Annotated in this window: 20 protein-coding genes and 1 pseudogene; 18 read left to right on the top strand and 3 right to left on the bottom strand. The window is 39.1% G+C overall.

Going from position 1 to position 23,270, the window contains the following annotated elements:
• Nucleotides 1-5: 5 nt before the first annotated feature.
• The 3 genes and pseudogenes from ABJH98_RS01860 to ABJH98_RS01850 all read left to right on the top strand — a co-directional run bounded on the left by ABJH98_RS01860 (nt 6) and on the right by ABJH98_RS01850 (nt 2,424).
• Nucleotides 6-170 (top strand): hypothetical protein, encoded by a 165-nt coding sequence (locus ABJH98_RS01860; RefSeq protein ID WP_348305911.1) that lies wholly within the window; start codon nt 6-8, stop codon nt 168-170.
• Nucleotides 171-181: 11 nt separating this feature from the next.
• Nucleotides 182-1,465, top strand: a pseudogene (locus tag ABJH98_RS01855) (SusD/RagB family nutrient-binding outer membrane lipoprotein); the annotation flags it as partial.
• Between the two features lie 266 nt (nt 1,466-1,731).
• Nucleotides 1,732-2,424, top strand: coding sequence for a hypothetical protein (locus tag ABJH98_RS01850; protein WP_348305910.1), 693 nt, complete (start codon nt 1,732-1,734; stop codon nt 2,422-2,424).
• Between the two features lie 34 nt (nt 2,425-2,458).
• Here ABJH98_RS01850 and ABJH98_RS01845 read toward each other — a convergent pair whose 3' ends face one another.
• Both ABJH98_RS01845 and ABJH98_RS01840 read right to left on the bottom strand, forming a co-directional pair.
• On the bottom strand, nt 2,459-3,859 hold the full coding sequence (locus ABJH98_RS01845) for a hypothetical protein (protein ID WP_348305909.1): 1,401 nt from the start codon (nt 3,857-3,859) through the stop codon (nt 2,459-2,461).
• 96 nt (nt 3,860-3,955) lie between these two features.
• Entirely contained in the window at nt 3,956-4,264 is a 309-nt protein-coding gene (locus ABJH98_RS01840; RefSeq protein WP_348305908.1) for an iron-sulfur cluster assembly accessory protein, read from the bottom strand.
• Between the two features lie 53 nt (nt 4,265-4,317).
• On the opposite strand from ABJH98_RS01840, the gene ABJH98_RS01835 reads away from it, so the two are divergent.
• The 10 genes from ABJH98_RS01835 (at nt 4,318) to ABJH98_RS01790 (ending at nt 17,296) form a co-directional block, all read left to right on the top strand.
• Nucleotides 4,318-4,839: a hypothetical protein gene (locus tag ABJH98_RS01835; RefSeq protein ID WP_348305907.1), complete on the top strand. Its 522-nt coding sequence runs from the start codon at nt 4,318-4,320 to the stop codon at nt 4,837-4,839.
• Between the two features lie 9 nt (nt 4,840-4,848).
• Nucleotides 4,849-5,247 carry a YkvA family protein gene (locus ABJH98_RS01830; RefSeq protein WP_348305906.1) on the top strand — a complete coding sequence of 133 codons (399 nt, stop codon included), beginning with the start codon at nt 4,849-4,851 and terminating at the stop codon, nt 5,245-5,247.
• A 289-nt stretch (nt 5,248-5,536) separates the two neighbouring features.
• A complete protein-coding gene (gene pheT, locus ABJH98_RS01825) occupies nt 5,537-7,951 on the top strand; it encodes a phenylalanine--tRNA ligase subunit beta (RefSeq protein WP_348305905.1) in 2,415 nt (804 codons plus the stop codon).
• A gap of 2 nt (nt 7,952-7,953) precedes the next feature.
• The gene (locus ABJH98_RS01820; RefSeq protein ID WP_348305904.1) at nt 7,954-8,253 is read left to right on the top strand and encodes a hypothetical protein; all 300 of its coding nucleotides are present in this window, start codon (nt 7,954-7,956) and stop codon (nt 8,251-8,253) included.
• 10 nt (nt 8,254-8,263) lie between these two features.
• The gene (locus ABJH98_RS01815) at nt 8,264-8,548 is read left to right on the top strand and encodes a cell division protein ZapA (protein ID WP_348305903.1); all 285 of its coding nucleotides are present in this window, start codon (nt 8,264-8,266) and stop codon (nt 8,546-8,548) included.
• A 54-nt stretch (nt 8,549-8,602) separates the two neighbouring features.
• Complete coding sequence (rny, locus tag ABJH98_RS01810) at nt 8,603-10,168, top strand: ribonuclease Y (protein ID WP_348305902.1); 1,566 nt, start codon at nt 8,603-8,605, stop codon at nt 10,166-10,168.
• 256 nt (nt 10,169-10,424) lie between these two features.
• Entirely contained in the window at nt 10,425-12,830 is a 2,406-nt protein-coding gene (locus tag ABJH98_RS01805; protein WP_348305901.1) for a TonB-dependent receptor, read from the top strand.
• A gap of 291 nt (nt 12,831-13,121) precedes the next feature.
• A complete protein-coding gene (locus ABJH98_RS01800; RefSeq protein ID WP_348305900.1) occupies nt 13,122-15,554 on the top strand; it encodes a TonB-dependent receptor in 2,433 nt (810 codons plus the stop codon).
• Nucleotides 15,555-15,850: 296 nt separating this feature from the next.
• Nucleotides 15,851-16,351 (top strand): hypothetical protein, encoded by a 501-nt coding sequence (locus ABJH98_RS01795; RefSeq protein ID WP_348305899.1) that lies wholly within the window; start codon nt 15,851-15,853, stop codon nt 16,349-16,351.
• 246 nt (nt 16,352-16,597) lie between these two features.
• Nucleotides 16,598-17,296, top strand: coding sequence for a hypothetical protein (locus ABJH98_RS01790; protein ID WP_348305898.1), 699 nt, complete (start codon nt 16,598-16,600; stop codon nt 17,294-17,296).
• Here the strand turns inward: ABJH98_RS01790 and ABJH98_RS01785 are convergent.
• Entirely contained in the window at nt 17,250-18,128 is an 879-nt protein-coding gene (locus tag ABJH98_RS01785; RefSeq protein WP_348305897.1) for a MerR family transcriptional regulator, read from the bottom strand. The two genes, ABJH98_RS01790 and ABJH98_RS01785, sit on opposite strands and share 47 nt — an antisense overlap.
• Nucleotides 18,129-18,308: 180 nt before the next feature.
• On the opposite strand from ABJH98_RS01785, the gene ABJH98_RS01780 reads away from it, so the two are divergent.
• The 5 genes from ABJH98_RS01780 to ABJH98_RS01760 all read left to right on the top strand — a co-directional run bounded on the left by ABJH98_RS01780 (nt 18,309) and on the right by ABJH98_RS01760 (nt 23,198).
• The gene (locus ABJH98_RS01780; protein ID WP_348305896.1) at nt 18,309-19,733 is read left to right on the top strand and encodes a fasciclin domain-containing protein; all 1,425 of its coding nucleotides are present in this window, start codon (nt 18,309-18,311) and stop codon (nt 19,731-19,733) included.
• Nucleotides 19,734-19,841: 108 nt separating this feature from the next.
• On the top strand, nt 19,842-20,012 hold the full coding sequence (locus ABJH98_RS01775) for a Lacal_2735 family protein (protein ID WP_348305895.1): 171 nt from the start codon (nt 19,842-19,844) through the stop codon (nt 20,010-20,012).
• 2 nt (nt 20,013-20,014) lie between these two features.
• Complete coding sequence (locus tag ABJH98_RS01770) at nt 20,015-20,494, top strand: SRPBCC family protein (RefSeq protein ID WP_348305894.1); 480 nt, start codon at nt 20,015-20,017, stop codon at nt 20,492-20,494.
• Nucleotides 20,495-20,511: 17 nt separating this feature from the next.
• Nucleotides 20,512-21,930: an SDR family oxidoreductase gene (locus ABJH98_RS01765; protein WP_348305893.1), complete on the top strand. Its 1,419-nt coding sequence runs from the start codon at nt 20,512-20,514 to the stop codon at nt 21,928-21,930.
• The gene (locus ABJH98_RS01760) at nt 21,927-23,198 is read left to right on the top strand and encodes a deoxyribodipyrimidine photo-lyase (RefSeq protein ID WP_348305892.1); all 1,272 of its coding nucleotides are present in this window, start codon (nt 21,927-21,929) and stop codon (nt 23,196-23,198) included. The genes ABJH98_RS01765 and ABJH98_RS01760 overlap by 4 nt, the downstream gene beginning before the upstream one ends.
• The last annotated feature ends 72 nt before the right edge of the window (nt 23,199-23,270 follow it).

Raw genomic sequence — 23,270 nt, 5'->3', positions numbered from 1 at the left:
GAGACATGAAAAATATATTAATAATATTTATCGCAATCTTGGTAGTGTCCTGCTCTGATAACTTGGATGAGTTGAACAAAAATACCAAAGACCCATTGCAAGTGAGTGGTGAATCACTCTTCAATACAGCATTAAAGGAGACAGTTGATCAAGTGATAAACAACAGGTAAACTGGAACAATACCAGATTATGGGTACAATATTCGTGCGAGACGCAGTATAGAGATGAAACTAACTATGATTTGGTAACTAGAGCGATTCCACAAGGACACTGGAGTAGATTATATAGATACGTGTTGAAAAATCTAGATGAATCTCGATCAGTCATCACGGAGACAGTATATCCCGAAACAGAAGATCCGCAGGTAAAAGAGAATAAACTACTTTTAATTGAATTATTAGAGGTATATGCGTATAGTATTCTGGTGGAAACTTTTGGAGATGTCCCTTACTCTGAAGCTTTGAACATAGAAGTATTAAATCCAGCATATGAAGATGCAGATGGCATATATAGGGACCTCATCACTCGATTAGATGTTGTTCTTGAAAATTTGGATTCAAATTTTGGTTCATTTGATGCAGGTACTGATAACATGTACAATGGAGATGTTGCTAGTTGGATGAAGTTCGGTAATTCTTTGAAATTAAGAATGGGCATGTTGTATTCAGATGTGGACAATGGATTTGCGCAGGAAATAGTCGAGGAAGCTGTGGCAGACCCCATTGGGTTGATAAGGACGGCAAGCGAGGATGCAAACTTTCATTATTTGAGTTCAACTCCGAATACTAATCCTGATCATGTGACATTAGTCTTGAGTGGAAGATCAGATTATGTGGCCACTAATACCATAATAGATATGATGAGTGGATTGAATGACCCAAGGATGAATGATTACTTTACCGAAGCAAGAGGTGGTGGTTATATTGGTGGAGTAGTCGGAAATAATAATACACCAGCAGCTAACTGGAGTACATTCGCTCCTTCAATTAAGGAGGCTACCAAACCCGGTGTAATTTTTGATCATATAGAGATGGAATTTCTATTGGCAGAAGGGGCAGCAAGAGGTTATAATGTTGGTGGTGGTACAGCTGAAGATCATTATAATGCGGGCATCACTGCTTCCATTATCCACTGGGGTGGTACAGCGACAGAAGCAACTTCATACTTGAGTCAAGCCAATGTAGCATATACTACAGCTACTGGTAGTTGGCAGGAAAAAATAGGGACTCAGAGATGGTTAGGTCTTTACAACAGAGGCTTTGATGCATGGACAGCCTTGAGGAGACTTGATTTTCCTACTTTAGTTGTTCCTACAGGAGCACAATCTGGATTTCCAGTACGATATACCTATCCAGTGGTAGAACAGACTTTGAATGCTGAAGGATGGTCTCAAGCCAAATTTGGTGGAGAAAGTGATATCGTCACTAACCGATTATGGTTTGATATGTTTGATTATAGTCATTAATCAATGATATAAATACGAAAAAGGTGACCTTTTAAAGGTTCACCTTTTTTTTAATGACACCCACATGATGCTCTTACTTAATCAATTGGATTGAGTAATTGTACTTTAATATTTGCTCACTTTAGAATGGAGTATTATATTTTTTCAACGAAAAATTTTAAATTGATATAGTGGTTTAAATTTGATAATATGTTGTAACTATTATTGAATCAATGAAAATCACAAAACATTCTTCGGCTGGAGGCTAAGTGTAAACTAGGAAAAATATGAAAGAGAGTAAAATGGTTAAAGGAGCATGTGTGTTACTTGTTTTTATGTTAAATATTGGAATCACAGAGCTATCGGCGCAATTATATTACCGTCCAGGTGGTCAAGGAGAAGTTCAAGTCAACCCAATAAGAATTGATCCTGATAGCCCAGACTTAGTCAATGGACATTATTATGCAACTGAATCACCCTTGCCCACAAATATTGAGTTTATTGATGGAAATAGCCTCGAAGATGTCCCTACCAAATTTAACTTAGAACGACAAAACCTAGAACAAAAAGTTGATGATCAATTGATGGTGTATAGCGGAAAAATTATTAAATCCTTTACACAAGGAGGTAATGTTTATATCGCTGGAAAATTCATATCCAATCAGTTTCTGAATGATATGTTCTATTGTAAACTTTATGATGGTCAATTTCAGCTCTACTCACTGATGGATGTCAATCTGCAAGAAAATGCTTACAATAAAGCTTTAGATATAGGCAATCGAGGGTCAACCTATATTAATACTACCGAATACTTTCTAATGGATAATGAAAAAATAATTGAACGTTCTCAATCCATTAAAAAAATTATTAAATCATTAAATAAGAATTCTGATTGTAAGGAACTTTATAAAAGTGAAAACCTAAAACCGACAGAAGAGAATGCCATATTATTACTTGCTGAGTATTATAGTGAAAGCTGATTACCGAATGGCCTGGATTGAATTCAATCACAATTCAATAGAGATAAGGATATAATGCGGCGGAGGATAATTGGTCTTGTTTAATATTTTGTAGTCGATCATGGTCTAAATGTTCAGCTTTGTCTAAACACTCAATAGCCAACTCTTTTTCAGATCGTTCTGCAAAAATCAGTGCCTGATTCCAAAGTACCCATACAGATTTCGGGTAAAGTAGGACTTGAATCTGACTCAGATATAGTTTGAAATCTAAATTGCTCTGAGCACTTTTCTGGAGATTAACACCAAATACTTGACCCCTAATTACATCCAAACTCCGTGCAGCGGCATCGCCTTTTACACCATCTTTTTTTGCTTTGCTTTGAAGTAGATTTATTTGTAGCTGCCACCACCTCATAGAATAAATCGATGAATCCAAAGGTTGGTTTTGATTATACGCACATAATTTGAGCTGATATAGTGCACTATAGATGGTCTCATAATACTTCACTTCTTTTTTTAAAGCTTTCTCCTCTTTTGCTAATGATTTCATTAAGTTCTTATCGTTTTCCAAAACTTTCAATTGCTTATTGAGTAAATCATTTTCTTTTGGTGAAATACTTTTTTTCACGGAACTTAAATAACAATTTTTGTCCATTTTATTCAATGCACTTATGGAGTCTAAACCAACTAGTGTTTCGGCTATTAATTCATTTATTCTAGAATCTACACTTGGGTTAAGCTGCTTCAACAGAAATTGAATTTCTAACCATTTTAAGGCCATGTCAAAATACTTAGAAGGAGCCCATTGATGTCCGCTTGGATAGGTGAGAAGTGTATTTTTAATACCGAACCTATCCAAGGTTTTTTGATATTCTTTGTGCTCTATAAAATTCATGTCTCTAGATCCTACAATACCAAAGTATACATAATCCTTCTTGTCCCTAAATTCTACTTTTTCTTCCAATTTTGGCCCAGCAATGGTGATTACTCCAGCGATTGAGTCCTCTGAGTTGGCTATGTATTGAGCCAGTCTAGCTCCTCCTGAAAAACCTGAGGTATAGATACGATCGCCATCGATATTGAACTTTTTTTTGGAATCAGTTTTTATTGAGTTGAACACTAAGAGGCTTTTATCCATTAGTCCATTTTTTGAGTTGTTCGACCCAATGAGTATAAAACCATATTTTTCAGCAAGGTGAGCATAAAGTGCTAAGGGTAAGCGTCCTCTTGCCATCGGTTCGAAAAAAAAGATGGCTGGCCACTTTTTGTCTGACGTGTACTCAGAAGGTAAGTAGAGAGCATAAGATTGATCAGTTGAATTTTCGCACTTAATGGTATCAATAATTTGACCCATCGGCTGCTTCATTGCTTGAGCGCTGGCCAATACGGAAAGCAAAGCAAGAAATATAAAAATGAGAGAAAGGCCTTTAATATTTTGGGAGAAAGAGCTATTCATATTCTCTAAACACCTCCTATGTTAGTTACACTTAAGTGTTTGGTTAAGAATTAATAAAATACACAACTTGATAAGAAAAATATCTAAATCTGTTGATTAATCCTTATTAAAACAAAATCCACGAGCATCGGATTCCTCCAAAAAATCAACTTCCAGACCCATGAGGTACATCACATGTTTCTTCTCAATGACAATAGGTACCTCGTTATGTGAGTACGAGATGTCTGAGTCATTAGGTTTGTCGAATCCCAGCATATATCCCATAGCACCACATCCTCCACCTTTGATACCAATGCGCAGTGCATAGTCTTCAGGAATGCCCTTGTTGGACATAATATTTTTCACTTCCTCTATCGCCTTTGGGGTAATACTTACTGGTTCAAGACTCATTTTTCTCACTTCCATTTTTCTATGGCAAAAATACTTATTTTTGGTTTACACAATCTAAAATTTGAACCTTGGAGGCACTGACAGAATTCGGAAAAATCATTCTACCTGCGGGAGCAGTATTGTACGCAATGTTCCTGACCACGCGCATGTTTTTGAATAAAGAATATGAAAAAAGATTGATAGATATTAAAATCAAAAATAATGCAACCGTCTTGCCAGTTCGCCTACAAGCCTATGAACGCATATGTCTCTTTTTAGAACGAATAGCTCCCAAAAATTTGATCGTTCGCCTCAATGTGGGTGAAATGAGCGCAAAGGAGTTTCAGCAAGTACTATTACATGAAATAAGGGAAGAGTTTGGTCACAATCTGTCCCAGCAAGTTTATATGTCAGAAGAGTCATGGAACTTGGTGAAAAATGCTATGGAAGAAATTATCATGCTTGTAAACGAAGCCTCAGGAGAGCTAGAGGAAGAGGCTAAAAGTATAGATTTGGCCAGAAAAGTATTTGAGAAAGTAATAGAAAAACAAGACTTGGGCACGGATATAGCATTGTCTTTCGTTAAAAATGAGATTCAGCAAGTATTTTAAATAGAGATTATGGGCAATAAAGAAAATTTCAAAAAATATCAAAATAAAGCAACTGAAGTTCTAAAGGATAATAAGCGTGTTCAAAGCTTGCTTGGATCTACACGTGAAAAATTGACTGAAGTGCTGGAGAACAATGATCGGCTGAAGGATTTTTCAGACAAGGTTTATGTAATGATTCGAATGGTAAAAGCACAAATTGCTGGCGATTACCGAGAATTCCCTTGGCGTACCCTTGCTATGATGGTAGGTGCATTAATTTATTTTGTCACTCCACTAGATCTGATTCCTGATGTAATTCCTATTTTAGGTTTGACCGATGATATTTCGATTGTGTACTGGATCTATAAGAGTGTACAAGAAGATATCGAAAAATTTGAGGCGTGGGAAAGAACTATTGAGCTTTCATGAATATCAAAAAACTCAATCGCTACGGCATCCTAGGAGGCTTCGTACTCATCTTTTTAGCCTCCCTTCATTTTTGCCGCTCCTATCAAGCTGGTTCCCCGCGTTGGTTTTATTTGGTCATGGCTTGTGGCATGGGCATCATCCTTTTCAATACACTTTTTGGTAAGCGTCGAAGGAAGTAGTCAATTTTGATTCCCAAATCTGAAATATAAAATGCGGTGGCATGCCGCATCCTCCCTTATTTTTTTAATTTTACGGCTTGTTTTATCAAGACTAAAAAGCACGTAGTTTAATGAAGGTTTCTCTGAATTGGTTGAAGGATTTTATTGAGTTGAAAGAAGGCTCAAATATTATCTCCGAAATATTAACAGATACGGGATTAGAAGTAGAAGGCTTAGAGAAATTCGAAGAAATCGAAGGCGGGCTAGAAGGGTTAGTAATTGGTGAAGTATTGACCTGTGCAAAACACCCTGACGCGGATAAATTGAGCGTTACTACTGTGGACATTGGATCAGATGAACCAGTACCCATAGTTTGCGGAGCGCCTAATGTAGCTCAAGGACAAAAAGTAGTAGTAGCCACCGTAGGCGCAACATTGTACCCAGAAGGTGGTGAACCATTCAAAATCAAAAAAGCTAAAATTCGAGGAGAGGTATCACTGGGTATGATCTGTGCTGAAGATGAAATTGGCCTAGGTCAGTCACATGATGGTATTCTGGTTTTGGATACCGATCTACCCAACGGTACACCAGCTCGGGAATACTTCAAGCCAGAAAAAGATACCATTATAGAAATTGGATTGACACCAAATCGTGCAGATGGAGCTTCTCATTACGGGGTAGCCCGTGACTTGAAAGCGGCTTTTAGAAGACCAACGATCTTTCCAGACTTAAGCAGCTTTAAAGTGGACAGCCAGTCCAATCCAGTTGATGTAGTCGTAGAAAATTTTGAGGCTTGCCCAAGATTTTCTGGATTGACCATTTCGAATCTAACAATAAAAGAATCGCCAAAATGGTTGAAAAATAGACTGAAAAGCATCGGTTTGGCGCCAATTAATAATGTAGTAGATGCAACTAACTATGTTCTTCATGGTCTGGGGCAGCCATTGCATGCTTATGACATGGCAGATGTTTCGGGTAATAGAATCGTGGTAAAGACTTTACCAAACGGTACCAAATTCACTACACTGGATGAGAAAGAAAGGGAGTTGACGGATAAAGACCTCATGGTATGCGACGACAGTAAGGGCATGTGTATTGGAGGTATATTTGGAGGTACTACTTCTGGTGTGAAAGAGAGTACAAAAGCCATATTCTTAGAAGCGGCTTATTTTTCTGCGGATTGGGTGCGCAATACTGCTACAAGACATAGCATTAAAACAGATGCCTCATTCCGATTCGAAAGAGGAACTGATCCCAATATGACCGTTCATGCTTTGAAGTATGCTGCCATTTTGATCAAAAAACTGGCGGGTGGTGAAATTAGCTCTGATGTCATTGATATCTATCCGAATCCAATTGCTGATTTTGAGATTAATGTGAAATACAAAAACATCGATCGGCTCATAGGGAAACAAGTGCCACATGATCGTATCAAAGAAATTTTAGAAGACTTAGATATTGCAGTGTCTAATGAGTCTGAAGAAGGCTTCAAAACAATTGTACCTCCTTATAGAGTAGATGTAACTAGAGAAGCTGATGTAATCGAAGAGATTCTCCGAATCTATGGTTACAACAATGTGGAATTGGAAGAGAATTATGGAGCAGACTATTTGGCGGCCTTCCCCACGCCTGATAAAGATAAAATTCAGTCTAAGACTACAGACTTTCTGGCTGCTCAAGGCTTTAATGAAATCATAAGTAACTCTTTGACCAACCCAGACTATGTGACTAAAACTGGTCTTTGGGATCCAGCTAAAAATGTGGAGGTGCTCAACAAACTGAGTGAAGAGTTGGGGGTGATGAGACAGACTTTGGTTTTTTCAGGTCTTGAGTCTTTGAAATATAATATTAACAGGAAACAGACTAATCTAAAGTTTTTTGAGTTTGGTAGAATTTATAATTCAGTTGAAGGCCAATATAAAGAACTAGAGCAGCTGGCATTGTTTCTTACAGGCAACCAAACGGACGAAAGTTGGAATGTGGATAAAAAGTCGATTGATTTTTACAACATATCATCTACAGTTCATAAAATTTTGGATAAATTTAGCATTACTGAATTCGATTCCGTGCCGACCAACAATTCTGTATTCGACTATGGTTTAGATATTTCAAAGGATGGTCAATTATTAGTGTCCTTTGGAAAAGTAAACCCAAAGGTGCAGAAGGTAGCTGAAGTAACCCAAGATGTATTCTACGCTGAGTTCAATTGGGCCAAAATGCTGAAAAAGTATGGTAAAAAGATACTATACAAACCAGTACCTAAGTTTCCAGAAGTAAGAAGGGACTTGTCATTGGTGTTGGATGAGCAAGTTGACTTTCAGCAAATACTGGAATTGGCCAAAAAAGAATCGAAAAAGTTGGTAAAAAGAATCAACGTTTTCAGTGTCTATCAAGGAGAGAGTATTGGTGAAGGGAAGAAGTCTTACGCATTGAGTTTTATCTTACAAGATGAAAATAAAACACTTAATGACAAAGCGATAGACAAAACAATGAATGGCTTAATTGCCAGTTTTGAAAAAGACCTAAAAGCAATAATTAGAAAGTAAAAATGTCAGACAATCCTCTACGCTCAGAACTCAGCCATTTAGAACGAAAATTAGTTTTGTTGATCAGTGATCATCAAAAAATGAGAGAGGAAATTCAGACGCTGAAAAAAGAAAACGGCGATTTGCGAGAGCAACTCGAAGAGAAAGGAGAGGAAATCTCTAGCTTTCAAAATCAAGATAAAATTAGTAAAATTGTGAATGGCATGGTAGTGAACAGCACCCATAGTGCTGCAGATTTGAGTGACATGCTGAATGAATATATAATTGAAGTTGATAAATGTATTGCTCAATTGAGCGAATAGAATAGTCTTTATGACAGAGTTATCAATAAAAATAAAAATAGGCAACAGAGAATACCCAATGAAGGTTGCGGCCAGTGAAGAGGCAACCATTCGTGAAGCGGGTAAAAAAATAAATGAAAGACTAAAGTCTTTTCAGGACCAATTTGGTATTGATGATAAACAGGACCTATTGGCCATGGTGGCTATCGATAGTTTTGTGGAAAAACTGAGAGCTATGGAGCTTCGGCAAACTACAGACGAAGTGGCGATGGATCAAATTTCTAAACTCAATCGATTAGTCTCTGCTGAACTATAATATTCATTTCTGCTAAGCATTCTTTGCTTCCGTGCCATGATAAATATATATATCATGGACAACACACTACTTATAGTAATAGCAACCTTGGGCGGGCTCGTCGTTGGTTTTGGAATCAGCAAGTTTATGGCTAAACGAGCTGAAGGCAAGAGATTGTCGGAATCCAAAGGTCAGGCCGAAATGATTATTAAAGAGGCAACGATCAATGCAGAGAATATCAAAAAAGAAAAAGCAATTGAAGCCAAAGAGCATTTCCTAAGAAAAAAATCAGAATACGAGGAAGAGGCGAATAGAAAAAAGAATCAGATCATTGCCAATGAAAATAAGGTTAAGCAAAGAGAAAGCCAGGTATCCAAACAAGTAGAACAAAACAAACGAACAGAAGCAGAACTCGAAAGCCAAAAAGAAAACCTCGATGCGCAAATGGAAATCGTAAAGCGCAGAAAGGAAGAGCTCGAAAAAACCAAACAAGAGCAGACCTCTCTCCTTGAAAGGATTTCAAACTTGTCAGCTACTGAAGCGATTGATCAGTTGAAAGAAACGCTAAAAGATGAAGCTCGCACCAAGGCTTCTTCTCACATCAAAGACATCATAGAAGAAGCTAAACTCACAGCAACTAAGGAAGCCAAAAAGATCGTGATTCAGACCATCCAGCGTACGGCAACGGAGCACGCTATAGAAAACTGTGTATCGATTTTCAACATTGAAAGCGATGATATCAAAGGCAAAATCATTGGTAGAGAAGGTCGAAACATTAGAGCATTGGAAGCGGCTACTGGAGTCGAGATCATAGTTGACGATACACCAGAGGCTATTATCATATCTGGATTTGATCCGGTGAGAAGAGAAATCGCTCGATTGTCTTTGCATAGATTAGTTACAGATGGTAGAATCCATCCTGCTAGGATTGAAGAGATTGTGGCTAAGACTACGAAGAACATAGAAGAAGAAATTGTTGAGATTGGAGAAAGAACAGTAATTGACTTGGGTATTCATGGGTTGCACCCTGAGTTAATCAAGATGGTTGGGCGAATGAGATTTAGATCATCTTATGGTCAAAACCTATTGCAACACTCTAGAGAAGTGGCCAAGCTTTGTGCGACTTTAGCTTCGGAATTAGGACTCAATGCCAAGCAAGCCAAACGTGCTGGATTGCTTCATGATATCGGTAAAGTATGGCCAGAAGAAGCAGAGCAGCCACATGCAATCGTAGGCATGGAACTGGCTAAAAAATACAAAGAGCATCCAGACGTATGCAACGCGATTGGCGCACACCATGATGAGATCGAAATGACTACATTGATCTCTCCAATCATCCAAACTTGTGATGCCATATCTGGCTCAAGGCCTGGTGCGCGAAGAGAAATCATGGAATCCTATATCAAAAGACTCAAAGACTTAGAGGCTCTGGCTTTAGGATTTGAAGGCGTACACAAGTGCTATGCAATACAGGCGGGTAGAGAGCTCAGAGTATTAGTAGATGCAGATAAGGTGACCGATAAATCAGCGGGAGATCTTTCATTTGAAATATCCTCAAAGATTGAAAATGACATGCAATACCCTGGTCAGATCAAGGTCACAGTTATTAGAGAAATGAGATCAATTAGCTACGCTAAGTAAGAATTTTAAATTATTGATATTGTCCAAGCAACGGATGTGTTGTCTTATTGATCATGTAACTTTTCAATTTTTTTAAAAATCTTCTAACATTAGTATGATATTTGCTTTGCAATTGCTTTTTAGCTTTTGTATTGAAATTTATTATGCCTTCATCAAGGAAATGGACTCCTATTCAGTCTGATTCGTATCTTAAGATCATTCCTTTCTCCACTTCAATGTATTTATTCAAATACAGACTCATTGGCCATTATTCAAAATGAAGAATTTCTTAGTTTTAATGCTGTTGCTGATAGTCAGTTCAATGGCCAAAGCTCAAACTATTACGGTCAAGGATAGAGATACAAAGTTGCCACTGGAGTTAGTCACGCTTTCCAGTATTTCACCAAATGCTTATGCTACTACGAATGCGAAAGGTCAAGCTGATATATCAGCGTTTCAAGGAGCGGAGAAAATTGTAATTCGAAGACTAGGACATAAGCCTGTTTCTAAGTCGTACGAAATACTAATCTTGGACTCTATGGTGGTTTATTTAGAGCATTCAAACCTAAATCTGGATGAAGTAGTAGTTTCTGGTACCAGATGGAATCAGATTTCCACGAATGTTCCATCCAAAATTGTTGCTATCAGTACCGAAGATGTAGAATTGCAAAATCCACAAACAGCAGCTGATTTACTTACCCTTTCGGGAAAAGTCTATGTGCAAAAAAGTCAGCAAGGAGGAGGCAGTCCAATGATCAGAGGATTTGCAACCAATCGATTGCTCTATACTGTTGATGGCGTCCGTATGAACACAGCCATTTTCAGAGGAGGCAATATTCAGAATGTGATCAGCCTAGATCCTTTTGCGACAGAAAGTACAGAAGTGCTTTTCGGGCCAGGATCGGTCATCTATGGTAGTGATGCCATAGGAGGAGTCATGAGTTTTCAGACCTTAACTCCACAATTGTCACTTGCAGACAAACCCCTGATTTCAGGTAAGGCAAGCACGAGATTTGCTTCTGCCAACAAGGAAAAAACAGGACATTTTGATGTGAATGTCGGATGGAAAAAATGGTCACTTGTGTCTAGCGTCAGCTACTGGGACTATGACGATTTGCGTCAAGGGAGTCATGGTCCAGATGATTATTTAAAACCTTATCATGTTGAACGTGTAGATGGTTTGGATCTTGTGGTGAGTCAAAGCGATCCGCTGTTGCAAGTGCCATCCGCCTATTCTCAAATCAATTTTATGCAAAAAGTTCGGTTTAAGCCAAATGAGAATTGGGATTTTCAATATGGATTTCATTATTCCGAAACTTCGACCTACGGAAGATACGATCGTCATAATCGAGTGCGAGATGGGACAGTCAGATACGCCGAATGGAATTACGGCCCACAAAAGTGGATGATGAATAATTTGAACATTACCCATACTGGTGAACATTCAGCTTATGATCAAATGACTATTCGACTGGCTCAACAAGCCTTTGAAGAAAGCAGAATCGATCGAGATTTTAATGATGATGACCGTACAACCAACACAGAGGAAGTCGCTGCCTATTCAGTTAATGTAGATTTTATGAAAGCACTAAACTCAAATCATAAACTGTTTTATGGAGTTGAGTATATAAGGAACGATGTAACATCCAAGGGATTGATTACCGATATAACAAACAATCTTAGTGAAGCAGGTCCTTCGAGGTATCCGCAAGCCACATGGGCTTCTATGGCTGTTTATGTCAATGACGAATATACGGTCTCAGAAAAATTCACAGCGCAAGCAGGATTACGCTATAACCAATTTAAGCTTGATGCAGAATTTGATGATACTTTCTACCCATTTCCCTTCATGGAGGCCAATCTTAACAATGGAGCTTTAACAGGAAGCTTAGGCGGTGTATATCGACCCTCTGATACTTGGGTTTTGAATGCAAATTTTGGAACTGCATTCCGATCTCCTAATGTGGATGACATTGGAAAGGTTTTCGATTCTGAACCTGGAACGGTGACTATTCCTAACCCAAATCTGGATGCGGAATATGCCTATAATATAGACTTGGGTGTTGCCAAAGTTTTCAATGATTTTTTGAAATTAGATGTAACTGGATATTATACGATCTTAAAAAATGCGATGGTTCGTAGAGACTATCAGCTCAATGGTCAGGATAGTATTATTTATGACGGAGAACTGAGTCAGGTGCAAGCACTACAGAATGCGGCTAAAGCTAATGTTTATGGTGTGCAATTGGGTCTTGAAGTCAAACTTCCTGCGGGTTTCAACCTCTCTTCTGATCTGAATTTTCAGAAAGGAGAGGAGGAAGTGGACGACGGGACGACAAGTGCTTCTCGTCATGCGGCACCTTTATTCGGCGTGAGCCGATTAGGGTTCAAGGCGGACAAACTGAATTTGCAACTGTATTCAACCTACCAATCAGAACGAAAGTTTGATGACCTGCCTGTGTCAGAGCAATCAAAAGATGAGATATATGCCAAAGACTCACATGGCAACAACTATTCACCTGCTTGGTACACACTAAATTTTAAAGCCATGTATCAATACACGGAGACCTTTACCATGAGTGCGGGTCTGGAGAATATTACCGATCAACGCTATAGACCTTTCAGTTCTGGACTCTCAGGTCCAGGAAGAAATTTCCTTTTGTCTTTGACTGCTAATTTTTAAAGATAACTATCTCATTTTCTAGTACTCAGTGCATCTCATCGAGTATAACTCTGTTCATCGAAAAGGATTAAAGATAGAGTCAATGCCATGAAGCCGTTGCCTCTTTTGTTTTCAACCTAGTTTATAGAAGCTTGGAAGCTATATGTCATAGTTTGTCACAAAAAGTCACAGCTCCCATCTTTTTGAAAAATAGCCCGTAATCTAGCATACCAAAACGTCAATACTTTCATCAAACGGATGATTGCACTTACCCAGAATTGATAAGAATTCAAAAACTCAACTTTTAAACCAATGTCTAGATTTATCAATTTTACCCTCATGGCCATAGGCCTTTTTATTTTGTCTACCTCAAAAATTGCCGCTCAAGGATCATTGTCTGGCATAGTAAGAGATACCAAGGAAGGAATTTCCTTTGCCAATGTTTTACTATTAAGCCCTGAAGATTCCACGCTGGTCAAGGGAGCAGTTTCAGATGCTGAAGGAAGTTTCAAATTGGACCTCAGTCCAGGAAGCTATTTATTCAAGATTTCTTCTATAGGCTATCAAGATCACTTTTCTTCTATTCAAGTCATTCCAGGTGAACAGGATTTGGGAACTATTACACTCGTAGAAGATGCAGAGCAATTGGAAGAGGTTGTTGTAGTGGCGCATAAGCCAATTTTTGAACAGAAAATCGATCGTACCGTGATCAATGTGCAAAGTAGTATTACAACCAGTGCGGGCACAGCACTGGATATTTTGGAAAAGTCACCAGGGGTAACTGTGGATCGATCGAACTACAGCTTGGCCCTCGCAGGCAAATCAGGCGTTCGAGTGATGATCAATGGCAAAATCAGCCGCATGCCTATGTCGGCAGCCGTTCAGATGCTGGAAGGTATGAATGCCGACAATGTAGAAAGTGTGGAGTTGATTACTACGCCACCAGCCAAATACGAAGCGGAAGGCGATGCAGGTTTGATCAATATTGTATTGAAGCAAACTAGTGATGCTGGAACGAATGGATCCTTCTCTTTATTTACCGGATACGGTGGAGGAGAAAAGGTAGGTGGTAGTTTGAACTTCAACCACAGAAAGAAGGGTTGGAATATCTTTGGCAACTACTCCTATCGATTGGATCATACCGATCAGCTCAACGGCAATGATAAAATTATCTTGACTGATACAGGAGATGAAACGAGAACCAGTACGGTTAGTAATCGCGATCCGATTACCTATTCGCACAATGCGCAATTAGGATTTGATTATCAGTTGACAAAGAAGACTTTAGTAGGAGCTGGAGTGACTTTCTTTGATAGAGATTGGAATATGGATGCTGTCAATAAAGTGGACTATTTAATCAATGGAAACCCTTCCTATGCGCTGAATATGATCAATCATGAAGTGAACAAAAGCACTTATTTTGTTTACAATGCAAATGTGGAACATGTGTTTAATGACCGACATACTATATCAGCAGAGGTAGACTATATCACCTTTGATTCGTCTAATCCTACCGACTACCAACAAAATTTTCAGGATTTGGATGGATCTAATGGTGCTAGTAGCCTTCCGGATATTCGCTCAAGTAAAGAAACACCGCTAAGCACTCTGGTACCCAGAATAGATTATACTTTCCAAATCAATGAAAACACCAAGCTGGAGGCAGGACTGAAAGGTGCTTTCAACACTTTAGATAATTCCGTTCAGGTGATCTATGTCGAAAACGGAGCCTCTACCATAGATCCTGATTTGACACGCGATGTAGATATGGCTGAAGATATCTTGGCAGCCTATAGCTCCATCAGCTTTAAAGCAACCGAAAAACTGGGTATCAACCTAGGTTTGAGGTATGAGCATACCACAACAGACTTGGATAGCCGAACTGAACAAAATGTGGTCAACCGTGAGTATGGGCAGTGGTTTCCGAGTGTATTTGTCAACAAGACCATCAATGACGATCACAGCTGGGTACTGTCCTATAGTCGAAGAGTAACCCGTCCAACCTTTAACGAAATAGCACCTTTCGTGATATTCTTGGATCCTACGACCTTCTGGACTGGTAACGAATCGCTATTGCCAGCCATTACGAACAATTTCAAAGCGGAGTACCGATGGAAGTCAACCTTGTTCAATGTGCAATACAGTCGTGACGAGGATGCTATTGTCGGATTCCAACCCAGATTGGCTGACAATGGACGTACGCAACTAATGTCTGCAGAAAATATGAAGTACCGAGATAACTATAGTGTAGGTGTAAGCGTGCCGATCACCGTTACCGATTGGTGGGATATGCAATATACGGTGACAGGAATCTATAGCATTACGGAGACGGAACAGTTGGACACGCCTATTAGCGTCTCTGCATTCAATGTCCGATTCAATGGAAGCAATACTTTTAAGCTCCCAAATAATTTTACGGTAGAAGTATCAGCCTTTATGGGCACGCCTTCGTATTTCGGTATTTCCAAATTCCAGTCTTATGCCATTGTAAACTTCGGCGTGGAGAAGACGCTCAAGGAAGATCAGGGTTCTTTCAAATTTTCGTTAACGGATGCTTTTAGAGGAAGAGACTTCAAAGGAGAAACGCTCGTGCCAGAAGAAAACCTCAATCTAAGAAGCAGGTTCAGATTTGAAAACCAGGTATTCAATCTGACCTATACCCGTTCGTTTGGTAATAACAAATTGAAGAAGAGAAGAAACAAAGCTGCTGCCTCACAGGAAGAGCAACAGAGAATCCAAAATTGAAAGAGTAGGTGAGTAGGGTTAATTATACTTTAGCCTTTAAACTATTGAAACAAGAGATTTTCAAACAGCAAAAGAGAAAATCAAGAAATAGATTTTTAGGTTAGGTAAACAGACCACCTCGGGCGAAAGCTCTGGGTGGTTTTGTTTTTGAGTATGATTAAAGTCTATCAATAAGTCTCTTTCAAAACTTCTCCTATCAAGCTAAAAGATCACTTATATTAGTCACGAAAAAACAGTGTAAATAAAGTGCGCAGTGCACTTTATACGAATATTATATGCTAGATATTAACAACACAATGAAAATACTAATTACCTTCTTAAGCATTATTCTAATTTCAAGCTGTACAAACAAGCCAAACTCTTCAAAACAAAAAACCGAAGAATCTCCAACCGAAACAACCGAAACAATTGAAACTGGGGCTTCAGCATTGGTAACAATCGACTCAACCATCGCAGTCTTATTCATTAACTCGTATATCAATGACGGCGGCTATGTTGATAGAGTTGAATGGATTAACAATTCAACTCTGGCATCTGATAACTACAAAACGGCACTTACTAAACTTATCAACGATGCGCTCAAAAGCGACCCAGAATATGGCTTGGGATATGACCCTATTCTTGACGCACAAGATTTCCCTGACGCTTACCAACTTCTGGAATATAATAGAGCAACTCGAACAGCGACGGTAGTTGGAGTTGGGAATGACAACTTCAAACAAACCATTTTGCTTAAACTAATTGATGGAATTACTATGGTTGATGGCTGTGGCTCGGTCAACATACCAACAAAGTAAAAAGCATGTAACAAGTTGTATAGGTTATGCCCATGCTGACTTACCGAATCAATGCAGACGTTCCACCGATCCGATCGGAATCAGTAGAAGGCCGAGGTATGGGCAGACTGTAGCCGTAGCATTCTCGGATCAACAGAATTCCAGAAGGCCGACTTTGGCTGTATAGATCGTATCGGTTACTTTAGTGCTTTTAAGAGACTCCAAGGGCACAAACCCACACAGAGTCGTTTCCACCTCTAGAAACAAATGGAATTACTCCATAAGACAAATATTGTACTTCACGTTTTAACCGGAACAGTTGCGCTGTTGCTTGGACTAGTTGCCTTGTTAAGTCTTAAAGGAGGAAAAGTACATAACAAAAGTGGTAGGCTTTTTCTGGTATTTATTTCAGTTGTGATTTTGACTGGTCTAATAGGCGTTTTTGTCTTCGAAAGAAATACGTTTTTGTTGGTCATTACTGTTTTGAGTGGCTATGTGGCATTTTCTGGATTTCAAGTATTGAAACTAAAATCTAACGAACCAAGAAAATTAGATATGCTAGTGGCTGCGATTACTATTGTGGTGCTCGCCTACTTTCTATACTATTTTAAGACTACCGGCATGATTTGGTCACCGATCATCATTTACAGCACAGTGGGTGCCTTGGTTTTTGTAATCATTTATGACTTCTGCAAATACTTTATACCCAAAAGAGTATACAAGAATTACCAAATCTGGATGTATGAGCATATTTACAAAATGGTCAGTGCTTTTGCTGCTTTGTTGTCAGCATTTTCAGGAACTGTACTCGATCAATATCAGCCGCAGAGTCAATATTTGCCATCAGCTTTAGGACTTGTGATAATCATAGGATTTATGGTCTATTTTGGCCGTAATGGTTTGAAGCTGATGAAGAAAATCAATAAGCCTTCAAAAACCGAATCAATTCAAAAGGATCTGCGATAGGAATGACTTGCGAAGTCTTTGGGTTGAACGCTTCGTTGATGACAGTGCCAGAAAGTAGCAAAGGAATAGTCGTAACCTCAGTCACCTGATCAATCAGCGCGTCGATTTCACTGAGTTGACTCATCACCGAGACACTCATCAATAAATCACATTTCGTAATTTCAACAATCTGCTCCAGGTTCTCATAGGGAAGACTTTGTCCTAAGTAGTATATTTTCCATCCCAGATCTTTGACGATATAGGCTGCGAGCAAAAGTCCCAGTTCATGCTGCTCCTTTTGAGGTAGGAAGAAAGCAATTCTCTTGGCTTCTCCTCTGGTGGTGCCGATTTCATCTATGGCAGCAATCAATTTTTGTCTGATCAAATTTGAAACAAAATGCTCTTGAGCAGGGATAGCTTTGCTGGTACCCCACAATACGCCTACATGTTTTAGAAATGGGTACACCACCTTAAGCATGGTATCTAAAAGCCCGAATTTAGATACCTGCTTATGAAAAACCTTTGTAAATGTTTCCTCATTCATTTCCAGCATGGCAAGGGTCATGGCTTGCACTTGGTTTTGATAGGCATTGGCAATCGGTTGTGAGACAATTTCGCTAACTGTATCATGGATTTCCTCACTGGTCATCTTGTCTATATGAGAAATCTTATGGCCATTTCGGATCAGTATGCCGATATTAATTAGCTGTCGCATCTGGTCGTCACTATAAAACCTGATATTGGTAGGCGTACGCTCAGGTTTTAAAAATGAATACCTCTTTTCCCAAATTCTCAAGGTGTGGGCCTTGATCCCTGACAACGATTCAACCTGTGCAACAGAATAGATACTCATGCTAATTTTGTTTAATAGATAGTGTTCAAAAATAAACAAATAAATAACCGTAGGCCTAAATAATTGAGCTTTTGATACTAAAACTTTCTATAATGTTAAATAAAATATAAAAAAAGTTAAACATAATATTATTAAGCCTCGTAATAATGTTTAACTTTAATCAATAAATAGTTAAACAAAATGAAAAAGAACATTCTCTATCTATTAGGCATGCTATTTCTGACAGTCGGAATGGTAGCTTGCGACGACGACGATCCCAATGATGATGTAATGGCAGATGCTGAGGGTTCAGATATTGTAGAGCTCGCAGTAGCCACCTCTACCGGAGACAACCCGGAATTTACGGTACTGGTTGCGGCTTTGACGCGAAGTGCGAACGAAGGGGCAGATTTAATCTCGACCTTAAAATCGGATGGGCCATTCACGGTATTTGCACCTACCGATGCTGCCTTCTTAGAATTGTTAGGAGTAATTGGTCAAACTTCCCTAGATGATATTCCAATTGATGTATTGGAAGAAGTACTCAAGTATCATGTCATTTCAGGCGCGGCAGTCTATTCTGCTGATATTACGGCAGGAGATTCTCCAGCTACAGTTCAAGGTGAGGCCTTGGAATTAGCTACGGATGGTGGCGTGACGATCAATGGAGCTACTGTAGTAGCAGATCTCATAGATATCGAAGGTACCAATGGAGTGATTCATACTATCAATTCAGTTTTGGTGCCATCTACTGTTGGTAAGTTTGTCAATACCGTTTTGGAGCCAGCATATTTCAACAATAATTTTTCTACACTAGTAAGCGCTGTAGCAGAAAACAATTTGGTAGATGCCATCCTTGGTTATGATAACATTACCATTTTTGCTCCGACCAATGAGGCATTCGCAGCAGCAGATTTGACAAATGTAGATGTGTCAGCTACGCTATTGTATCACGTAGTAGGTGCCACAGCTTTTGCTGCTGATGTGCCGAGCCTTGATGGTTCCGTAGCCTCATTGGAAACTACAGAGCTTTTCTTTTCTACTCCATCAGCAGGTGGTGTGTACATCAATGGTACAACTAAGGTGACAGCTGCTGATGTGGTTTCAGTTGAAGGTGAAACAGATAAAGTGGTACATGTGATTGATCAGGTGCTAACCATACCAACAGGTACGGTAGTAGATATCGCTGTAGCCGCTTCAGAAGCAGATCCGGGAGCTGAGTTTACGCTTTTGGTCAAAGCACTGAGTGAAAGTAAAGAAAGAGGAGCAGATTTGATTGCAACACTAAGTGGAGCAGGGCCATTCACCGTTTTTGCACCTACTGATGCAGCGTTTACCACTTTCGCAAATGATAATGATATTGACTTAGATGCCGTGGATATCACTACGTTGGAAAATATATTAAAGCATCATGTGGCTAGTGGAGCTGTATTCAGCGTGGATTTAGCAGACGCTGTTGATGAATCGAATCAGATTGCATCCTTAAACGGAAACCTGACTTTCGATCTGACCAACTTGACTATTACTGATGGGAATGGTGGAACAAGTGGATTGGTGAGCACTAGTCTTAATATAACAGGTACTAACGGTGTCATACATGTGATTGATGCTGTATTAGAACCATAAAAAATAGAAAACACTTTGTTCTAAAGCTTCGGTTTAGAATACAGTTGAGGTTGTTGAGTAAGAGACGGAGGTAAATGCCTCCGTCTCATTTTTTAATTAAACTAATGAATGATGTTCGGATTATTTAATCGTTTCTCCAAGGTGAGCATGCTTGAAAAAAAATACGCCAAACTTATGAAAGATTCACATAGACTTTCTACGATCAATCGAGCACAGAGCGATTTGAAATTTGCAGAGGCACAGAGCATTTTAGATCAGTTGGACAAAATCAAGACATAAACATGGCATTCTATCAATATAAATCAGAGCAGATTTTACCTGCATCTATGGAAGAAGTCTGGCAGTTTATTTCTTCTCCAGCGAATCTGAAGAAGATAACTCCAGCATACATGGGTTTTGATATCATTTCAGAAGCACCTGATAAAATGTATCCAGGACTTATTGTAACTTATACAGTAAGTCCACTATTTGGTATCAAGACAGCTTGGATGACTGAAATCACGCATATGGTAGAAGGTAAATTCTTTGTGGATGAACAACGAATTGGTCCCTATGCACTTTGGCATCACCAACATCTTATTGAACCAATAGAAAATGGAGTCCTCATGAAGGATATAGTGACCTATGCACCACCGTTGTGGTGGATAGGAAAACTAGCCAATAGGCTGATCATCAAGCGAAAGCTGAATGAGATTTTTGAGTTTCGTCGAAAGGCTTTGATTAAAGTATTTGGAGAAGTAAAACTCGATGTCGCAGTATAATTTTAAATGACTCAACCATGAAAATTTTACTAACCGGAGCTACAGGATATATAGGCAAGCGGCTGCTTCCTTCCTTAATAGAACATGGGCATCAAGTAGTGTGCTGTGTACGAGACAAAAACCGTTTCAACCCACCTGCCTCTTATCATAAGAATATAGATATTATTGAAGTAGATTTTCTAAAAGCAGAGACACTAGACAAAATCCCAAATGATATCGACGGCGCTTACTATTTAATGCACTCCATGTCTTCTTCTACTGACTATCAATCATTGGAAGAGTTATCCGCTAAAAATTTTAAGTCGGTCGTTGAACTGACTAAATGTAAACACGTCATTTATCTCAGCGGAATCATCAATGAATCTGAATTGAGTAAGCATTTGGCTTCGCGTAAAATGGTGGAAAATGAATTGTCAACGGGTTCTTATCATTTGACGACGCTCAGAGCGGGAATCATCATTGGCAGCGGCAGCGCATCGTTTGAAATCATTAGAGATCTGGTTGAGAAATTGCCTATGATGGTTACTCCCAAATGGTTGAATACCAAATGCCAGCCAATAGGTGTCCAAGATGTCATTACCTATCTATCAAAGACGATATTTAACGAGCAAACGTATGATCAGAATTTTGACATTGGAGGACCCGATGTACTTTCTTATAAAGAAATGCTGCTTGGCTATGCCAAAGTTCGCGGACTGAAAAGAGCCATATTCACACTACCTGTGATGACACCAAAACTGAGCTCTTACTGGTTGTATTTTGTGACTTCTACATCCTACAAACTAGCCATTGCTTTAGTCAATAGTATGAAAGTAGAAGTGGTCTGCCGTGACCAAAGAATTAACGAAATTCTTCAGCTCAAGACCATTTCTTATGAAGAAGCACTAAAAAAAACTTTGCACAAAGTGGTCAGTAATGATGTGGTTTCAAGCTGGAAAGACTCATTGGTGAGTGGCAGATTTGACCACAGCCTATCAGAACATCTGGAAGTCCCTACCTATGGCTGCTTCATAGATCGTCGATCTGCTGCATATGAAGATCTTCAATCCTGCAAATCCAAGATATGGAGCATAGGCGGAAATAAGGGTTGGTATTATGCCAATTGGTTGTGGAAGCTGAGAGGTTTTATAGACAAGCTATCAGGTGGAGTAGGACTTCGTAGGGGGCGAACTAATCCTGAAGACATCAATATAGGAGACAGTGTAGATTTCTGGAGGGTTTTGTATAGTGATAAACAGGAAGGAAGGCTCTTGTTATTTGCTGAAATGAAATTACCTGGAGAAGCTTGGTTGGAGTTTAAAATAAGTGGCAAGAAATTATTACAGACGGCCACCTTTAGGCCTAAAGGGCTTTGGGGACGAATCTATTGGTATAGTGTGTTGCCTTTCCATGGAGCCATCTTCAATGGCATGCTTTTAAACTTATCAAAAAAATGAAAATCAATATCTTTTGGTTTCGGCGAGACCTTCGTTTAAATGATAATACAGGTCTAAACTCCGCTCTTAAATCAGGACTCCCTGTTCTTCCCATCTTTATTTTTGATTCAAACATTTTGGATGAATTAGAAAATAATGATCCCAGAGTTCAATTCATTCATCAATCGCTGAAGGGTATTCAGCAAGAATTGGTTAAAGCAGGTAAATCACTGCGCATATTTCACGGAAATCCACAGGAGGTATGGAAACAAATATTGAGTGAGTATGAAGTAAATTCAGTTTTTGCGAATAAGGATTACGAACCATATGCTACTGAAAGAGATCGTCAGGTGCAGTTATTCCTTTCTGAGTCCTACATAGAATTTCAAGTTTTTAAAGATCAAGTGATTTTTGAGAAATCTGAGATCGTTAAGGCAGATGGGTTGCCATATACTGTCTATACGCCCTACAAGAATAAATGGCTCTCGAGCATTAAGCCTGATTCGTTCAAAACTGAAAATCCTTCTTTTGACAACCTGGTCAATGAAATTCATGATTGGCCAGAATTGGCTGATATTGGTTTCACCTCGTCTCCTATACAAGTTTTGCCGCCAAGTATGTCTAGTCTTTCTGATTATGGAGCCACACGAGATTATCCTGCACAAGATTCCACTAGCAAACTAGGTCCACACCTTAGATTTGGTACGGTGAGTGTAAGGGAAATGGCACGTATCGCCCAAAAGACGAATCAGGTTTTCTTAAGCGAACTTATCTGGCGAGAGTTTTTCATGCAGATTCTCTTTCATTTTCCTCATGTGGTTTCTCAGTCATTTAGGTCTAAATACGACGATATAAAATGGCGTAACAACGAAGAAGAGTTTGAGAAATGGTGCCAAGGGCAGACGGGCTACCCAATAGTGGATGCTGGTATGCGAGAACTCAATGCCACCGGGTACATGCACAATCGAGTCAGGATGATTACTGCCAGTTTTTTGGTTAAGCATCTACTTATTGACTGGCGATGGGGAGAGGCCTACTTTGCACAGAAGCTACTAGACTATGACCTCGCTTCAAATAATGGTAACTGGCAATGGGTGGCAGGAACTGGCTGCGATGCCGCGCCATATTTCAGGATTTTCAACCCATGGGAGCAAACGAAGAAATTTGATGGTCAACTGGAATACATTAATAAATGGGTGCCTGAGGTGAATGAATTAGATTACCCAGTGCCTATTGTGGATCATAAAATGGCTAGGGAAAGAACTTTGGCAGCCTATAAAAACTTATGAGCACGAACTCTATTTATTAATTATGTTTAATAAATTTAAATAAAAGTTAAACATTATGTATATTTGATATAC

Origin of the sequence: Reichenbachiella sp., assembly GCF_039969095.1 — a bacterium.
Taxonomy (GTDB): domain Bacteria; phylum Bacteroidota; class Bacteroidia; order Cytophagales; family Cyclobacteriaceae; genus Reichenbachiella.
This window is presented reverse-complemented; position numbering and strand designations above follow the sequence as displayed.

What these genes read in the sequence shown, in the direction of transcription:
- ABJH98_RS01860 (WP_348305911.1), top strand. Translation starts at nt 6, where the DNA reads ATGAAAAATATATTAATAATATTTATCGCAATCTTGGTAGTGTCCTGC.
- ABJH98_RS01850 (WP_348305910.1), top strand. Translation starts at nt 1,732, where the DNA reads ATGAAAGAGAGTAAAATGGTTAAAGGAGCATGTGTGTTACTTGTTTTT.
- ABJH98_RS01845 (WP_348305909.1), bottom strand. Translation starts at nt 3,859, where the DNA reads ATGAATAGCTCTTTCTCCCAAAATATTAAAGGCCTTTCTCTCATTTTT.
- ABJH98_RS01840 (WP_348305908.1), bottom strand. Translation starts at nt 4,264, where the DNA reads ATGGAAGTGAGAAAAATGAGTCTTGAACCAGTAAGTATTACCCCAAAG.
- ABJH98_RS01830 (WP_348305906.1), top strand. Translation starts at nt 4,849, where the DNA reads ATGGGCAATAAAGAAAATTTCAAAAAATATCAAAATAAAGCAACTGAA.
- pheT (WP_348305905.1), top strand. Translation starts at nt 5,537, where the DNA reads ATGAAGGTTTCTCTGAATTGGTTGAAGGATTTTATTGAGTTGAAAGAA.
- ABJH98_RS01820 (WP_348305904.1), top strand. Translation starts at nt 7,954, where the DNA reads ATGTCAGACAATCCTCTACGCTCAGAACTCAGCCATTTAGAACGAAAA.
- ABJH98_RS01815 (WP_348305903.1), top strand. Translation starts at nt 8,264, where the DNA reads ATGACAGAGTTATCAATAAAAATAAAAATAGGCAACAGAGAATACCCA.
- rny (WP_348305902.1), top strand. Translation starts at nt 8,603, where the DNA reads ATGGACAACACACTACTTATAGTAATAGCAACCTTGGGCGGGCTCGTC.
- ABJH98_RS01805 (WP_348305901.1), top strand. Translation starts at nt 10,425, where the DNA reads ATGAAGAATTTCTTAGTTTTAATGCTGTTGCTGATAGTCAGTTCAATG.
- ABJH98_RS01800 (WP_348305900.1), top strand. Translation starts at nt 13,122, where the DNA reads ATGTCTAGATTTATCAATTTTACCCTCATGGCCATAGGCCTTTTTATT.
- ABJH98_RS01795 (WP_348305899.1), top strand. Translation starts at nt 15,851, where the DNA reads ATGAAAATACTAATTACCTTCTTAAGCATTATTCTAATTTCAAGCTGT.
- ABJH98_RS01790 (WP_348305898.1), top strand. Translation starts at nt 16,598, where the DNA reads ATGGAATTACTCCATAAGACAAATATTGTACTTCACGTTTTAACCGGA.
- ABJH98_RS01785 (WP_348305897.1), bottom strand. Translation starts at nt 18,128, where the DNA reads ATGAGTATCTATTCTGTTGCACAGGTTGAATCGTTGTCAGGGATCAAG.
- ABJH98_RS01780 (WP_348305896.1), top strand. Translation starts at nt 18,309, where the DNA reads ATGAAAAAGAACATTCTCTATCTATTAGGCATGCTATTTCTGACAGTC.
- ABJH98_RS01775 (WP_348305895.1), top strand. Translation starts at nt 19,842, where the DNA reads ATGATGTTCGGATTATTTAATCGTTTCTCCAAGGTGAGCATGCTTGAA.
- ABJH98_RS01770 (WP_348305894.1), top strand. Translation starts at nt 20,015, where the DNA reads ATGGCATTCTATCAATATAAATCAGAGCAGATTTTACCTGCATCTATG.
- ABJH98_RS01765 (WP_348305893.1), top strand. Translation starts at nt 20,512, where the DNA reads ATGAAAATTTTACTAACCGGAGCTACAGGATATATAGGCAAGCGGCTG.
- ABJH98_RS01760 (WP_348305892.1), top strand. Translation starts at nt 21,927, where the DNA reads ATGAAAATCAATATCTTTTGGTTTCGGCGAGACCTTCGTTTAAATGAT.